Annotated in this window: 13 protein-coding genes and 1 pseudogene; 11 read left to right on the top strand and 3 right to left on the bottom strand. The window is 37.3% G+C overall.

All coding sequences use genetic code 11. The features are described 5' to 3' along the window. The first annotated feature begins 35 nt into the window (after positions 1-35). Entirely contained in the window at positions 36-524 is a 489-nt protein-coding gene (locus IGJ63_RS11830; RefSeq protein ID WP_438746525.1) for a hypothetical protein, read from the top strand. A gap of 431 nt (positions 525-955) precedes the next feature. Further along, complete coding sequence (locus IGJ63_RS11825; RefSeq protein WP_173975630.1) at positions 956-1,126, top strand: hypothetical protein; 171 nt, start codon at positions 956-958, stop codon at positions 1,124-1,126. 98 nt (positions 1,127-1,224) lie between these two features. Here IGJ63_RS11825 and IGJ63_RS11820 read toward each other — a convergent pair whose 3' ends face one another. Further along, positions 1,225-2,628 (bottom strand): dicarboxylate/amino acid:cation symporter, encoded by a 1,404-nt coding sequence (locus IGJ63_RS11820; RefSeq protein ID WP_002394017.1) that lies wholly within the window; start codon positions 2,626-2,628, stop codon positions 1,225-1,227. Between the two features lie 280 nt (positions 2,629-2,908). Here IGJ63_RS11820 and IGJ63_RS11815 point away from each other — a divergent pair, with 280 nt between their 5' ends. The 9 genes and pseudogenes from IGJ63_RS11815 to IGJ63_RS11775 all read left to right on the top strand — a co-directional run bounded on the left by IGJ63_RS11815 (position 2,909) and on the right by IGJ63_RS11775 (position 13,500). Continuing rightward, a complete protein-coding gene (locus IGJ63_RS11815) occupies positions 2,909-3,715 on the top strand; it encodes a DUF5677 domain-containing protein (RefSeq protein ID WP_010824230.1) in 807 nt (268 codons plus the stop codon). A gap of 42 nt (positions 3,716-3,757) precedes the next feature. After that, positions 3,758-4,267, top strand: coding sequence for a DinB family glutathione transferase (gst, locus tag IGJ63_RS11810; RefSeq protein WP_002361063.1), 510 nt, complete (start codon positions 3,758-3,760; stop codon positions 4,265-4,267). Between the two features lie 137 nt (positions 4,268-4,404). Next, complete coding sequence (locus tag IGJ63_RS11805) at positions 4,405-4,869, top strand: RNA polymerase sigma factor (protein ID WP_284955207.1); 465 nt, start codon at positions 4,405-4,407, stop codon at positions 4,867-4,869. Between the two features lie 2 nt (positions 4,870-4,871). Continuing rightward, a complete protein-coding gene (locus IGJ63_RS11800; protein WP_148406343.1) occupies positions 4,872-5,798 on the top strand; it encodes an anti-sigma factor in 927 nt (308 codons plus the stop codon). Between the two features lie 151 nt (positions 5,799-5,949). Further along, positions 5,950-7,731 (top strand): DNA-binding protein, encoded by a 1,782-nt coding sequence (locus tag IGJ63_RS11795; protein WP_284955205.1) that lies wholly within the window; start codon positions 5,950-5,952, stop codon positions 7,729-7,731. A gap of 450 nt (positions 7,732-8,181) precedes the next feature. Then, positions 8,182-8,922: a tRNA pseudouridine(38-40) synthase TruA gene (gene truA, locus IGJ63_RS11790; RefSeq protein WP_002365313.1), complete on the top strand. Its 741-nt coding sequence runs from the start codon at positions 8,182-8,184 to the stop codon at positions 8,920-8,922. A gap of 102 nt (positions 8,923-9,024) precedes the next feature. Then, the gene (locus tag IGJ63_RS11785) at positions 9,025-9,408 is read left to right on the top strand and encodes a potassium channel family protein (protein ID WP_002355036.1); all 384 of its coding nucleotides are present in this window, start codon (positions 9,025-9,027) and stop codon (positions 9,406-9,408) included. 128 nt (positions 9,409-9,536) lie between these two features. Beyond that, positions 9,537-10,798, top strand: a pseudogene (gene sstT, locus IGJ63_RS11780) (serine/threonine transporter SstT). A gap of 149 nt (positions 10,799-10,947) precedes the next feature. Next, entirely contained in the window at positions 10,948-13,500 is a 2,553-nt protein-coding gene (locus IGJ63_RS11775) for a cation-transporting P-type ATPase (RefSeq protein WP_202576181.1), read from the top strand. 5 nt (positions 13,501-13,505) lie between these two features. Here IGJ63_RS11775 and IGJ63_RS11770 read toward each other — a convergent pair whose 3' ends face one another. Next, positions 13,506-14,945 carry a helix-turn-helix domain-containing protein gene (locus IGJ63_RS11770; protein ID WP_002393163.1) on the bottom strand — a complete coding sequence of 480 codons (1,440 nt, stop codon included), beginning with the start codon at positions 14,943-14,945 and terminating at the stop codon, positions 13,506-13,508. 100 nt (positions 14,946-15,045) lie between these two features. Continuing rightward, the gene (locus IGJ63_RS11765; RefSeq protein WP_002359110.1) at positions 15,046-16,227 is read right to left on the bottom strand and encodes a hypothetical protein; all 1,182 of its coding nucleotides are present in this window, start codon (positions 16,225-16,227) and stop codon (positions 15,046-15,048) included. Positions 16,228-16,267 lie beyond the last annotated feature (40 nt).

The following is a 16,267-nucleotide window of genomic DNA, read 5'->3' as shown; positions in this document are numbered from 1 at the left end:
AAAAAATAAAAATCAAAAAATTATGGAGGATTCATATGCCAAATTACAATTTTGAAGATATTTACGTTTTGCAAAATATTCTTAATAAACCTGTACTAAAAGCGAATTCGAAAAAGCTAGTTACTGGAGGGGCTTTTTGTCTTTATCTAAGAAATAAGGAAATTAATATTGCTAAAAGCATTTCGAAGCTTTTAGATGCTGAATTTATACGGGAAAGTACACCAAAAGAATTTTTAAAGTATTTCACTGTCTCAGAATTAAATCAACTTTTAAATAAAAAACCTGGACTAACAAAGAGTTTACTGATATCAGAAGCAAAAGCAATACTTACTGATGAAGAAATCAAGAAACATAATAAATATATGACTTTTTATATAGTAAGTGATTTAGGAAATGATATTCTAACAAAGTACAAGAATCTAATTTTATTTTTTGAAAAAAGTAACGACATTTTTCTTTATGGAGAAAGTAATGGAAGATTTGATGCTTCCTTTTTTTCAAAAATTATACGCTTAATCCTTTAGATGAAATATTTAATTATTATAAGGATAAAAGACCTGATATAGCAGGACGTATATGTTATATCAAAGAGGATTATAATATAGGCATTTTATATGCTGTACAGTCAATATCTAAAATAGTGGCAACTGGAATAGATGATATGAGAGAGCGTTCGTACTTTTTTGATAGTTTCAACTTGAGAAGAAGATTTGTTGATGAGTGGATACTCGAAACATATTCTCGAGTAGATTTGAGTGAAGATAATATAATAGATTTAATTAAGCATGAATACAATCAACAGTTTCAATATGGTAATTTAATTAGCTATAACCTTTTTGAGGAATTACAATTCGCTACTATGATGAATGAATCTGAGAAACTAGAAAAAATATCATAAGAAATTAGTGAGTTAGTTTCTAATGAATACTTCAGGAAATCTACAGAGTCAGAATTAATGGAAAATGATAGAGATAGTTCTAGCATAATTGAAGAATACTATAAAAAAACTGCAAAAGATCTTGCCTTACTAGATATATTAATTGGTCACCTCGATTTAGAACTTCTATATGGTCTGAGAAATCGAGTGGACATAATGATTAACGAAAAAGAAGAAATAGAAAATTAATTTATACCCTTATTTTTATAAAGAAACAGAGCGGAATTTCCGCTCTGTTTAATATGATTTTGAGTCCTATCCATACAAGAAGTCTGCTTTTTCATTAATTACTCCGCTTCCGCATTTTGCAAGTCAGCGACATCAGTCAGATAAGTGGCTTCATCCAACAAATCTTCCGAATGTGCGACATAAATCGCAGTGGCGCTATCACCAACCACGTTTAGGCTAGTAACGAGCATTTCGATTGGACGATTAATGGCTAAAATCAATGAATACGTCGCAATCGCAATCTCATTGTTATAGTTTAAACCAGTTAAAATAGTGAAAAGGATAATTCCGCCAGCGCCAGGTGCCGCCGGTGTACCAATAGATGACATTAAAGCTAAAATGGCAATCAAGGCAATATTAGCTGGTGTCACTTCATAACCAGCTACGCCCGCCACAAAAATAGCCGCAATTACTTGCATAATCGCTGTGCCGTTCATATTAATAGTCATTCCTAACGGCAAGACAAAGGCGGCAACATCGCTGTCGACACCTAACTCTTCAACCGTTGTTTTTGTATTTAACGGTAAAGTGGCTGCCGAAGAAGAAGTAGAAAATCCAAAGACCACAACTTTCATAATCTTTTTAATAAAAGGAATAGGATTTAATTTTGTCGCAAATAAGATAAATAATGGGTAACCGATCATCAAAAAGGCTAAGAGCGTCGCTGTCGTTGTTACGACGTAGACTAACGCTGGTTTTAAATAATCAATCCCGTAAGAAGCAAACGTCCGAACTAACAACATAAAGACGGCGATAGGAGCAAATTTAGTAATTACAAAGGTTAAAAATAACGTGACCATCGCATTGACTTCTTCAATTAATTTTTTGAAAACACGAATTTTATCCCCTAATGCATTAATACATAAACCAGTAATCACTGCCAACACAACAACAGCTAAAATCGCACCATTGTCGCTAAATGCAGAACCGATATTTTTCGTGACAGCATTGACTATCACCATTAATGGGTTGCCGCTCGTACTTACTTCGACAGGAGCTAGCGTTTCAGATAACGACACATTAAAAGCACCAGTTAAATATACGCTATAGCCCACAATTCCAGCCGTTAATAGAGCAATCAGTGACATCGATAAAAAGCCAAAAATTGTTTTATAAGAAATTCGTCCTAATTTTTGCGTATCGGTAATATGACAAATGGCTAAAGTAATTGAAGTAAAGACCATCGGCACAATCACTAATTGTAGGCCGTTGATAAATAGTTGACCAATAATATAGAAAAGCCCAATCGCAGATTGTCCTTTTTCAGGATCTGAAATATCTTGGAAAAGAATCTGATTGATTGTCTGCCACACAGCGCCTTGATTGCTGCGAATAAGGTGCTCTCTTAAAAATAAAAAGCCGAGCCCAACGATTAACCCTCCCACCAATGAAATCACCATTTTTTTGGTAAATGAGATACCTTTCACTTCACGTTTTTTCTTTTCCACTTTGTTGCCTCCCAAATAAATTGATTAAGCACCGCGCAAAAAAAGCCTTGCACACAAAAAAAGGGCAAGACATCTCGTATCATTCACTATACAAAAATACAGAATTTTACAGAACTTTGCCTTGTTAGCCTCTCGGACTATCTTAAAGGTACTTTTCCACATAATAAGGGAAAGTAGAAATAATGTCAATTGTTAATGTTAGTCATTGTGAAAAACTCATAAAAATAAGTGTTTAAAGGTTTGGAGGGTAAGTTTTAAGTATGATAAAATTAAATAGTGTGAAGGAGTGAATAGGGTGAAAAGTAATAAATATAGTGATAAGAAAATAAAAGCTGAATTAGTTAATGAGGTTGAGAAATGTTACTATTTAATAATTGATAAGCTAAATAAAGAAGAAATTCTATTTGAAGATCATGTTTTAATGAATTTAACAAAAAATTATATAGAAAAAATACAAACAATAATTGACCTTTCTTATTTAGGAAGAGGAGAATCCATATCTATTTTAACAAGAGCATCTATTGAGACTTACGTAAGCATTATTCATATACTGAATGGAGATACAGAAAAATTAGCGACATCATACTACTTAAATCAAAAAATTCAAGTAATTAGAACTATCATTAGATCATCGGACAGTGAAATTATATTAAAACCAGAAGAATTGAATCAACTTCAAAAAATATCTTCATCTATAAATTCATATAAAGATTATTTAAAATATTATGAAGATAAATGGTTTTCACTTTTTGAAGCTAATCCTAATAAAATCGCGGAATATAAAAGAAAATGGTATTCATTAGATTGGAAAATTAAATCTTTTACACAATTGATGCAGCATATAGGAATAAAAAAAAATATAGTAAATTTTTATTATGGTTTAACATCTATAGATGTACATGGCATGAGTGGTATTGGAATAATTGAGGAAAATATCATGACGTGGAAAGTCATACCAAAATACATGTGTTATATATTTATAGAACAAAACATAAGTAATTTAGTATATAGTTTGCTTGAAAGATATGACTTAATGGAAGATAAAGAAATATCGGATATTTGTACAAAAATAGTTAATTCAATGACATTCATTAATGATTAAAAGCATAAATCGCAATAAATAATCTACAAAGGAGGTATTTTTATGAAAGTCACTCAACTTTCTAGTGAAACCCTTGACCGAGCGCATGAACGTTTTGAAGAAACACTTGCGCAAATGACCGTTGCCGAAGCAAACACGATGCCCGCACCATTAATCAAGTCTGTTACTTGGCTGATGTGGCACACAGCCAGAGAATTAGACCTACAAATTTCCGCACTTAATCATAGTGAACCGTTATGGCTTAGCCAACACTGGACAGAAAAATTTGCCTTGGATTTGCCAGATGAAACAGAAGACTGGCATCACACACCAGAAGAAGCGGCGAAAGTCGTGGTGGCAGAAAAGCAATTGCTTAGTGACTATTTGGCTGCCAGTGTGGCACTTACCAAAAGCTATTTAGACCAAATCAAAGAAGAACAATTGTCAGACGTGATTGATAAAAATTGGACCCCGCCGGTGACTAGACAAGTGCGTTTAGTTTCAGCGATTGATGATGCAGTGATGCATTCTGGGCAAGCCGTTTATACACGAAGATTAGTCATTGGAAAATGATAAATAAGCAAAAACAAAAATGCTTCTGCTTAAGCAGGAGCATTTTTTATTGAGAGAAAAATACATAAAAATAATGAACGAAGAACTGTCCACTTTTTCCCTAGTTGAAACGTTGTATAAGTGAAAGGAGAAATCAGATGAAAAAGGAGGCAAATTTTGACGAAGTACTATTTTCTTTGGGGCAAGAAGTCATCCAAGTCTTGATTCGCCGAGGAGTGAGTCTTGAAGATGCACAAGATGCAGTGTCGCAAACGTATACAACGATTTTTTCAATATTACCTGAAATTACATCAGAAAATCTACGCCCGTGGTTTTTCCGAGTAACATTTAATTACTACATTACGATGTATCGAAAAAAGAAACGAGAGCGCACTTTTGTGGCAAACAGTCATCCTGTGCAATCAATAGAAAAAATGGAAGGGCAAGAGTTATTATTATTGATCGATTCCTTAAAAGATGAGGAACAAGAACTAGTGCTTTTGAAATATTATTATCAATTATCGTATGCCGAGATTGCGTTGATTTTAGAATTATCTGTTGAAAATGTTCGCAAAAAATTGTATCGCACACGTCAAAAATTAAAAAAAGAACTGGAGGAATAGAAGTGGATTTAAAAAAAAGTATTCGTAAAGCGAAAAGAAAACAATTTATCGTGATTGGTGTAATAACCGTTGTTAGTTTTGCCGTATTGTTTGTCGGTTTTTTTGTGGGAATGGATAAACTTTCGACGAAAAACTATCATACCCTACTAGAAGTAATTAATGATCAAGAAATGATTGCTTCACCAAACACTCAATTAGATTCCCAAGTAATTGCTAATAGTTCGCCTTTTGGGGGCGAAGTTGTGACCAATCGTTCAAAAAATATTGATGGTTACACGGTGGAGTGGAGTAATTTACGTAGCAGATATAGCTTTTTCAGAAATTCGATTGACTGGAATGAAGTCTATCCTGGTAGCTATTATTCTTCTAAGAATTTTTATGAATACAACCGACAAACCAAGCAGAAAGTAGCATCTTTTTATAACCCAGCGATTACCAATTACTATGGTGGTATCAAAAACGAATTAAGTGAATTAGATAAAATGGAAAACCAAGTAGCGGAAGTGGCGATTTCTTTTGATAAACCTTATCCATATGAAGAAGTCCGCAAAATGTTACCGAGCAATGTCAACTTAGTTTGGCTCTATGTTTACTCCGAAACGGTTAATGAAAAAGAGGGTCCTTCTGGTACGCTGCCTTATGGTTTTCAATTAAGCATGGACGATCAAAATGAAATATTTGATCCTGAAAACGACAAGCAACACTTTTTTGAAACCTTAGAAAAATCCCCCATGTTTGCTGACAACCAAGAAGGCCAAAAATTTATCCAACAAAATAAAAATAAAAAAGTCGAAAAATTACCTATTTGGGGAGTCATGCTCACCGGACAAACTAAAAATTTCAAAGCCTTACAAAATGAACCTTTTGTTCGTGGGGCTTCAATTGGCGTGACCGCACCTATCGTTCCTTATATTCAGCCAGAGAAATAAACGTTTTTCAGAACTCTAAGCCTTCCGACTGATTTTGCTTCAACGATATTGTCAGTAAAAATAGAAAACGTTATAATAGAATGGATCACAGGAAGTGCTTCTACAATGCGTGGGAGCACTTTTTTTACTTATCTATGAGGAGGGCAAGTGAATGTTTTTTAATTTTATTGGGTTAACGTTATTTTTTGGTATCGGGATCTTAGTTGCGAATGGCGCCAAAATTGTAGCGAATAAAGGGAAAAAGAGTAAGGGGACTATTCTATTAATGGCGATTGAATTGCTCTTGTTAGGTATCTTTTTATTTGTGACTTTGCCAAGTAAAAATCTTTCAACCGTGTTATGGATTAATCTGATTGGCGCAGTGATTGCTAGTGGGGTGTTATTAAGTACACACTTGGCTAGTAAAGTCGAAGTTCCTGGTATCCAAAAGGGCCGCAAAGAAGTAGGGAAGAATACCAACAAAACGGCTAACAAAGACTGGTCTGGCAAAATTTTGGGTGTTGCCGTTTTGGCAATGATTTTGTTGACTATTGTTAGTAGTATTACCAGAATCTCTTCTATTGATGAAATTTATCAAACGATTCCTTTAAAAACGGAAGAAAAAGCTGAAGTTTTAACTTCGGCGAAAGAAACACCCATTGCGATTGCACCACAAACGGCGAAACGAAAAATGTTACAGAAATTTTCTGTCATTCCCAATTCCAATATGTTTACTTTGGATGGTATAACGGCACAAGTTGTCAATGGCGAGTATGTTTATGTAGCAACAGTCGAATTTAATGGCTTCTTTAAATGGCTAAAACTGGGGGAAGTACCTGGCTATTTCATCATTAGTGCGACAGATATCAACGCGCAGCCAGAATTTGTAGAAAAACCAATTGTTTATACTCCTTCAGCTTACTTTGGCAAAGATGCCGCACGAAAAATTTACTCCGCTTATCCAGGTTATGCAGCAACTGGCACAATCAATTTAGAGCTGGACGACCAAGGGAATCCTTACTATATTCAAACGCTTTACAAAGAGTATGGGGTTTCTGGTCGCATGCACTATAATGAATTTAAAACGGCAGTATTAAATGCTACAACAGGAGAAGTTAACGTTTATGACAGTCAAAACGCCCCAAGTTTCGTTGATGCGCCGATTACTAGCTCAGCGGCGAATAGCTTAAATGAATTCTTTGGTCGTTACAGTCAAGGCTGGTGGAACCAGACAATGTTTGGTGCCAAAAAAGATGTTAAAATTCCAACTGAAAATGGTATTTATGCATCAGGACAAATTACGCCGATGATGAACAAGGAAGGGAACCAGTTGCTTTATTTTACGGACTTTACAAGTAGTGAAAAAGACCAAGATTCCGCTTTAGGTTACTCCTTAATCAATGCCCGAACAGGTCAAGTTACGTATTATCGTGATACTAAAGTCGGCATTATGGATAGTGATGGCGCCATTTCTATCGCTTCAAAAATTTATCCAGAAAAGAAATGGAAAGCTAGTATGCCAGTCCTTTATAATATTGATGGCGTGCCAACGTGGATTGTTTCGTTAATGGACAGTAAAGGGATTTTCAAAAAATATGTCTATATAAATGCTGTAGATAATGATATTGTGATTGATGCAGACACGGCTCAAGGCGCATTAGACGCTTATCGAATTGAATTAGTAACCAAAGGAAGCAACAATGAAAATACAGACAAAGCCAACTTGAAAACGATGCAAGGTAAAGTAGCTCGTGTCTCAGTAGTAGCTGGGGAAGCGCAAACGGTAGTTTCATTTTTACTAGAAGATGAAAAAACCATTTTTAGCGTAACGACTAATAACAGTCCGCTGGCGCTATTCTTAAAAGAGGGCGACCAAGTGACATTTAAAGCCGTAGTGACTGAAAATGCTAAAGCAGCGAATGTTGAAGAATTGAAAATTGCAGGATTAAACTAAGAGGTCGGGACAGAAGTGTTTAACTCCGAGAAATAAGAAGGAATTTCCGAAAATTGTTCTTTAATTTTTGGAGACCAAGTAGGTATTGTTCATCATCGAATCACTACGTTCTTCGTGATTCTCAACAATTTCGGCTTATTTCCGAAGGACCTTCACCAAGTAGGTACGATGATTTCATCTGTTCATGCTTCACAGTGAAACATCGCAACTCTTAGAGCTGTAGCTCTTTTGAAGGCTGTACTGTGACGAGACGCATGTCGAGAAAACACCTTAGAAGTTGTTGAGATCGGAGCAACGCGTAGTGTTGCTTCTGTCCCCGCCGTTTATCAATTTTTAAGCCTGGAACAAAAATCCAAAGTGATTTTTGTCCCAGGCTCTCTTGGAAAAGAAGAAAAATCCACTTATTTCTGCTATGATAAGAGAGAAAAAGAATACGAAGGAGCTTCGCCCATGCGCAACATAAAATTAACCATTGAATATGATGGTAAAAGATACTCAGGTTGGCAACGACTAGGCAATTCAGAGAAAACGATTCAAGGGAAAATTGAAAGTATTTTAAAACAAATGACGGGTGAACCGATTGAAATTATTGGCTCAGGCAGAACGGATGCCGGCACACATGCACGTGGTCAAGTAGCGAATTTTAAAACGACTAGTTCACTAACAACAACCGAAATGTTATCCTTTTTAAATCGATATTTACCTGGCGATATTGTTGTTAAAGAAGTTACAGAAATGCCTGAACGTTTTCATGCACGGTATAACGCCACAGGCAAACAATACAGCTACTATGTTTGGAATAGCCCAATTCCTAATGCCTTTGAACGGTATCATAGTTTTCACTTTCCCAAAGCGTTGGATCAAGAAAAAATGGAACAAGCTTGCCAAAAATTAATAGGGACCCATGATTTTATTGGCTTTTCAGCATTGAAAAAAACCAAAAAATCGACTACTCGAACGATTGAAAAGATTACGATTGAAAGAAACGGCGAAATGTTACAGTTCACTTTTGTGGGCAATGGTTTCTTGCATAAAATGGTCCGCATCCTCGTTGGGACACTTTTAGAAATTGGTGCAGGCACCAAAGAATTAGCGATAATTGATGAATTGTTCGCAACAAAAGTCCGAGAAGGCGCAGGTGAAACGGCTCCTGCACAAGGGTTGTTTTTAGATGAAGTGTATTATAAATAACAAAAAAATAAATTTTCTTTAACCACACCAATTAAAAAGTTGAACTTTATCTAAAAAGTGCTAACGTTAAGAAGAGATTAACAATAGAAAGAGGTCATTTTTTTGCTATCTTTACTTATTTCTGTCAAAAAATTATTTTCATCTTTTTTAGGTATCTTAAAAAAAGAAGACACTCGTGCCTTGTTCTTTTTACTGGCAACCACGTTGTTGAGTGGGACTATTTTTTATTCAACAGTGGAAAAATTGTCGCCATTAGATTCGTTATATTTAAGTTTCATGACGTTAACCACGATTGGTTATGGAGATGTGCATCCAGTTACTGACTTGGGAAAAATTTTCACCATGGTTTATGCTACAGTAGGCTTGGGGATTATGGCTATGTTTATTTCGGTCGTAGCAAAATCCTACTTGTATTCTAAACAAAGTCATCACCACCATCACCATAAAAACAAAGAACATTCAGCGGAAAAGTCTTCAGAAAAATAGACGAAATTGATGAGTTGACCAAGTGTTTCTCGAAAAATGAAAGTTTTTTGAGAAACACTCTTTTTTTATCTTAATAATTATGGTAGTATGTCCCAAACTGTATTTTATTTTAAAGGAGCGTGAAGTGAATGGTCAAAGCGATTCGGAAATTATCGTTAATTCAAAAAATCATGATAGGGATTGTGATTGGAACCACCTTGGGTTTCTTGGTGCCAGAATGGACCTTCATCAGCGTTCTTGGTGAATTGTTTGTGGGCGCCTTAAAAGCAATTGCGCCGATTTAGTTTTTGTCTTAATTATTGCGTCGCTAGCCCAACAAAAGGCTGGGGCGAAAACATATGTTGGATCAATTTTAGTTGTGTATCTGTTAGCGACATTTTTGGCAGCTGTTGTTGCCGTGACGGCAAGCTATCTGTTTCCCGTTAAGATTGTCTTGGAGGCGGCGCAGGAAGCGCAAGCAGCCCCAACGCAACTTAGTGATGTTTTAAGCAATGTGTTAACAAGCGTTGTCCAAAATCCGATTCAAGCGATGATTGAAGGCAATTATTTATCTGTTTTATTTTGGTCCTCATTAATCGGTATTGGGTTACGTCAAAGTTCGGTCGCTACCAAGGATGTGATTGCCAATCTTTCGACAGGGATTACCACGGTCGTTCAAATGATTATCGGCATTGCGCCAATTGGGATTCTGGGATTGGTGTTTCATTCGGTGGCAACCACAGGCATTGCAGGGTTAGCTAAGTATGGCCAGTTATTATTATTGTTAATTGGTACGATGGCCGTGGTTGCTTTAGTCGTTTATCCAGCGATTGTTTTTTGGAATATTCGGCAAAATCCGTATCCGTTAGTCTTTTTTGTATTAAAGGAAAGTGCGATTCCCGCATTCTTTACACGCAGTTCTGCGGCCAATATTCCCATTAATATGGAATTGGCGAAAGCAATGGATTTAAATGAAGAATCTTATGCGGTCTCTATTCCGCTGGGCGCAACGATTAATATGGGCGGCGCAGCCATTACGATTACCATTATGACATTGGCGGCAGTCCACACATTAGGCATGTCCGTGCCAATCTATTTAGCATTATTGTTGAGTATCATCGCCGCTGTTTCTGCTTGTGGGGCTTCAGGAATTGCTGGTGGTTCCTTGTTGTTAATTCCGCTTGCATGTAGTTTGTTTGGCATTTCCAATGATATTGCCATGCAAGTCGTCGGCGTTGGCTTTATCGTCGGCGTAGTCCAAGATTCCATTGAAACAGCGTTGAACTCTTCTAGTGACTTGTTGTTTACCACCTCAGTTGAGTTAGCAGACCGACGTAAAAATGGTGAAATCATTGATGTTAAAGCGTTAATTGGCAAAAGTCAATTGGTGGTCGAACAAGAAAATATTTAAAAGAAAGGAACAACCCGCTAAAATGTGGGTTGTTCTTTTCTTTAATAATCTCGGCCCCATTTTTTTCAGGGGCCACTGAAATTATCGACCATTTTGTGAAGAAAATCCTCTCTATAATAAAGGTATCAAGTAAATAGGAGGTACACGAAATGAAATGGTATCAACTTTCCTCAACAAAAGTAATCGAGCAGACTAAGACGAAGCAAACGGGTCTTTCTAGCGAAGAACGTCAGCAACGTTTACAAACGAATGGTCCAAATAAAATTGAAGAAAAACAACAACTGAAAACGTGGCAAAAGCTAGCCAAACATTTTACAGATTTACTAATGGTGGTCTTACTCGCTGCCGCAATTCTAAAATTTGCCACAGGCGAAGTGGTCGAAGGAAGTATCATTTTTCTAGTGGTACTTGTCAATGGCTTTGTCGGTTATTGGCAAGAGCGTAAAGCAGAAGAATCATTAGACGGCCTGAAACAGATGATGGGCCAAGAGGCAGTCGTTCTAATTGATGGACAAAAAACAACCGTTTCTTCTGAAACATTGGTTCTGGGAGATGTAGTCACGTTACAAGCTGGCGATGTAGTCCCAGCAGATTTGCGCTTATTTGATGTTCATAATCTGATGATTGAAGAATCAATTTTGACAGGCGAATCAGAAGCCGTGGAGAAAATTACCGGTTCCTTGAATGAAGAATTGCCAACAGGCGATCAAAAGAATTTGGCTTTTTCAGGAACTCTTGTCCAAGCGGGCTCAGCCTTAGGCGTTGTAGTAGAAACAGGAGATTCCACTGAAGTTGGAAAAATTAATCACGCGTTGCAGTCAGTAGATCAAAAAACAACGCCGCTCGTACGGAAAATGCACCAATTAAACAAGCAAATTTTCCAAGGGATTATGGTCTTGATCTTGTTCCTGATTTTCTTTACCACTTTTCGTCATGGCATGGAATGGAGCCTCTTATTTTCTGCGATGATTGCATTAATTGTAGCAATGATTCCAGAAGGCTTACCTGCTGTGTTAACGATGATTTTATCGATGGGTGTTCATGAGATGGCTAGAGAAAATGCGATTATTAAAGGCATGCCTTCCGTTGAAACATTAGGCTCAATGACAGTTATCTGTTCAGACAAAACAGGAACGCTAACTAAAAATGAAATGACGGTAATGGATGTAGTGACTGAAGAAATGACCATTGTCAAAGAGATTATGGCCAACTGTCAAGAATTGAAATTACAAGACCAACAAAAAATCGCCGACTTGCAGGGGAATCCTACCGAGTTAGCTTTACTACAATATGTCGATCAGGATCAACTGTCTTTACGCCCTGTAGAAAAGAAAATTCCGTTTAGTTCAAGTTATAAATACATGGCCACTCGCCATCCGCAAGCAGAAGGTTCAATTATTTATGTCAAAGGTGCGCCAGAAGTATTGTTACAACTTTCTACGTTATCTGATAATCAAAAAGGTGCTTGGCAAGCACAAGCTGCGCAATTAGCGCAAAAAGGACAACGGGTATTAGGTTTCGCTTATAAGACAGTTACGTCACAACAGGAACTGACACATGAAACATTGTCAGGATTGACGTTTGCTGGACTGGCAGGCATCATCGATCCGCCAAAAGAAAGTGCCATTCAAGCCGTCAAAGAATCTCAAGAAGCAGGTATTTCCGTCAAAATGATTACCGGAGACCATAAAGATACAGCGCAAGCCATTGGCGAGCAAGTTGGTTTAAAGCATACGAAAAAAGTCCTTGAAGGATTAGAAATTGATGCTATGTCAGATGAAGAATTAGCTCAGCACGTTCAAAAAGTCGATGTATTTGCACGAACGACGCCAGAACATAAATTACGAATTGTCACGGCTTTACAAAACAATGGTGAAATTGTCGGGATGACCGGCGATGGCGTGAACGATGCGCCAGCACTAAAGAAAGCCGATGTCGGAATTGCCATGGGAATTAAAGGAAGTGAAGTAACCAAACAAGCCGCAGATATGGTTTTGGCAGATGATAATTTCCATACGATTGCTAAAGCCGTGAAAGAAGGACGCCGCATTTTTGATAACTTGAAAAAGACGATTACCTTCTTCTTGCCAACCTCTTTAGCACAAGGTTTAATTGTTGTCTGGGCGCTTTTAATGAATCATCCTCTACCGTTGACACCTGTCCAGATATTATGGGTAAACATGGTAACTACGATTACTTTGTCTTATGCATTAGGTTTTGAAAAAGCGAGTGCTGATACCATGAAACGACCACCAAGAGATGTCAACGAAGGCATTTTAACAAAGTACAGTATTTTTAGAATCGTCTATGTGTCGGTACTCATTATGGTACCAGGTTACCTTATGGCATTACAATTTGAGGGCCAAGCCTTACAGCAAACGTTCCTCTTACAAAGTATCGTCTTAGCGCAAGCAGCGTATATGATCAACTGTCGTAAGTTGGTTGATCCGTCGTTAAGCACAGGATTTTTCCAAAATAAAGTGTTGTTTGCTTCATTAGGAATCCTCTTTTTACTACAAGCGCTAGTAGTTTACTGGCCAGTAGCGCAGCAATTAATTGGCACAACTTCTTTAAATGGCCTTCAATTAGCAATGATTTTCGTCCATGTTGTGAGTCTGTTTTTCCTTGTTGAAGGGGAAAAATATATAACCAAACGATTCATGACGAAAGAAAGCCAAAAAACTAGCGAATGTCCTCGCTAGTTCCTTTAAAAATAAGAATGAAGAGTGAGCTCTGCTAGTCGGCGGAGTTCATTTTTTGTTGGAATTAAAGAGAGATAAAAGACAGGAAGATCAAGATGATCCAAGGGAAAATTGGAAATAATTATGTCGACTTCATTTAACGTCAACTGGCTTAGTTCCACATATTCAATGGCTTGTAATTTCACACGAGTACCTAAATAAGCAGCTAATTCTTGTTGTAAAAAAGCTTTCCAAGCAGGTTCCCCTTGAAAGAGGAAATAGGCAGTCATCGTTTGCGCCTGAATAGAATAACTGGCTTGTTTTTCTAACAAAGAAGCCAAACTAAGAAAATAAGTTGGTTCTTCAATCGTGGTGTAGCGAGATAAAATCTCCAAAAGTTCTTGGTTGCTCTTTGATAACGCAAGGTCCTCCGCGGCTTGTTCAGTCATTAATTCTTGATATTCCAATTGAAATTGCTCAGAAAGTGTTGGGGACTCGGTATATTTAATGAATAACAATAACAGATTATCCAATAAATTTGTTTGGATTAAATCAGGCCGGGCTTCTTCAGTGGACAAATTAGTGACAAACTGTTGTAACGACTTTCGCAGCTGACTGTAATGAGTGTGGAGCGCAGAAGCCAACGTTTCGCCATAGACATTATCGTAATTCCAACTTTCTAAGAAACAAAAGAAGGCGAAAAAACTTTCTTCTCCTTGCAAATAGATGCCTTCAGAAGCATAAAGTTTTGCCAAGGACGGTTGATAAAGTTGAAACAAGACATCTTTTGAGTCAAAAGAAAATTGACTCACTCGGCAATTGGCTTTGTTGCGAATCGTGTTAATAAAAAACCAACAAGCGCCAAAAATTTCTTCCGTTTCCACCGTCAACTCACTATTGTAAACTTGTTTCAAAAATTGAAAATAATGCTCCTCATGAATAGAATAATCGTCAAAAAAATAATTATTATGAGTAAAAGGCACCAACAAACGGTGATAAAAAATCCGAATATTGCTTTCTGCCCCGATTAGCTGAATGGTCGTCGTGGTTAGCTGAATCGTTAAATGAAAATCACGTAAGGCCAGATTCATTTTTTTGATATGTCGCTTCAAAGTTTCATAAGAAACACCACTAGTGCTCAAAAAAGAAGTTGTCACTAACTCTTTCGTAAATAGTAGCTCTTTTAATAGCTGAATACTAATGGATTGAGGTAAAAATAATGACCAAAGCTCATTGGTTTGCGCATTCCCCTGATTACGTAACCGAATACCACTGCTATCGGTTTCAATGGACCAGTCGGCGGGTAATTGACTGCGAATATACTGTAAATCCGAAAAAACGGTTCGCTCTGTCGTTTGGATTTGCGTGGCTAAACGCTTGGCTGTCAGCTGGGGAACATTTAACAACTGTTCCAACAAACGAATTTGCCGAAGCAAATCTTTTTCCGTTATCACACGTTTTAACATGGAGTACATGGCAAAACCTCCTTTTGCTTAAGAATACGGATAAAAAGGGGATTGGTCAATTAAAAAAAGAAGCGAATCGTCATTCGCTTCTTTTTATCCACTATACAAAAATATCAAATGTATGCAAAACGGCTGACAATAAAATGGTTACAACAGCCATTCCTGATACAAAGCCGACAGCACCAGGAACAAACGGAGGTAATCGTTTAGCAATATAGCTACCGACAGGGGCCGCACTAATTCCTGCTAAAACGGCGATGGTCAGGGAAAGCCAAAAGCCACCACCCATCATTAAAATCACACCAGGAACAATGCTGACCAGTGGCATAAACGTTGGATACCAACCTTCTTCAGCGAAATGTTTTCGATAAAGAAAAACACCAACAGCCGAAGCAATCATTTGTCCCATTAAAATGTCAGGAACCAAGCCAGAACCATTTGTAATATGATTAATATTGACAAACCAATCTGTTAAAACGCCTAGAATTACCAAACCTCCAACTAACTCATTTCCATAAAACCAAGCTTCGGAGAAGTCAGCAAAAGTGCGTCGTATTGACCATTGAAAGGTTTGCGTATTTTCAATTTTAGGTTGTTTTTGCCGCTTCTGAGCGATTGGTGCAACAGAAGGAACCATCCAAGGAAGTTGATGACAGATGGCTGAAACAATCCAGCCAACAAAAGCCATTGTGGTAACGTTGGAAACTGTCCCAGGTACATTTAAAAGGGGCATCAATTGCGCATTCAGCCAATTGGCAAACGGAAAGGTGAAAAGCGCACTCAACAGAGAAATCGTTCCTAATTTTTTCCAGCCAGGACCATAAACGAGCGTTAAAGCTGGCGGCGTGCCGACAACCACAATAAACGTTGGTAACCACAACACTTCTTTTGTAAAAAAGCGTGTAAAATCAAAAACATAAATAGTTAAAAAGAGGGAAAGTAGCTGAGAAGCAAGTACCCAAGGCCAAGCACCAGAACCACCAGCAATTGCAAATCCCTGCCATTTTGAATTTTTCCGATAAAGTTGCCAAGCAATCAGACCGCCGATTAGTAAGAAAAGCGTTGTAAAAAGTCCACCGTAAAATTCCCCTTCCGTGAAGTTCATAACAAAATAGATAAATTTGTAAAATCCCTGCTGATTCACTTTGGTAACTACGTCATTGTAAGGAAAAAAGTTAGACACATGTCGAAAGCCATTCATGATCCAATACAGGAACATTCCCAAAAAAATTTTTACAACAAGAGCTAAAACGGCTTCGTAATTGATCGATTTATTTTTCATATGATCGCTCCAAAAAAATGACATTTTACTAAGTTTTTGA

This window comes from Enterococcus sp. DIV1375a, from assembly GCF_051712205.1.
In the GTDB taxonomy this organism is placed as follows: domain Bacteria; phylum Bacillota; class Bacilli; order Lactobacillales; family Enterococcaceae; genus Enterococcus; species Enterococcus faecalis.
Note: the sequence above shows the minus strand (reverse complement) of the source record. Positions and strands in the feature narration are given on the sequence as shown.